Below are 295 nucleotides of genomic sequence, written 5' to 3'. Positions count from 1 at the left end.
CATCGAACTGTCGGATGCGTCGTCACGCGTTACGCCCGTGGGCTGCGAATTGCTCGTCATTGCGGATCCTCCTGTTTCGGCGGCACGCCGACGTTCTTTGGTGTCGCTCTACTGGCAGGGCGTCCCGGTCCCTGCTGCTTGCGCTCCAGGGCGGTACGCCGACGGTAGCTTTCGACGTTCATTTCAAAGATCGTCGAGTGATGGACCAGCCGGTCGACGGCGGCCACCGTCATGGCCCGGTCGGGGAAGACCTTGTCCCATTCGCCGAATGGTTGATTTGCGGTTAACAAAAGGG

General features: G+C 61.4%; 1 protein-coding gene. It reads right to left on the bottom strand.

Going from position 1 to position 295, the window contains the following annotated elements; all coding sequences use genetic code 11:
- Positions 1-56: 56 nt before the first annotated feature.
- Positions 57-295: ATP-binding protein (locus tag GWC77_RS28540; protein ID WP_173263016.1), on the bottom strand; the 239-nt coding region annotated here is incomplete at its 5' end.

The organism is Paraburkholderia sp. NMBU_R16 (genome assembly GCF_013282575.1).
Lineage (GTDB): Bacteria > Pseudomonadota > Gammaproteobacteria > Burkholderiales > Burkholderiaceae > Trinickia.
The sequence above is the reverse complement of the archived record's forward strand: the minus strand, read 5'-3'. Positions and strand labels throughout refer to the sequence as shown.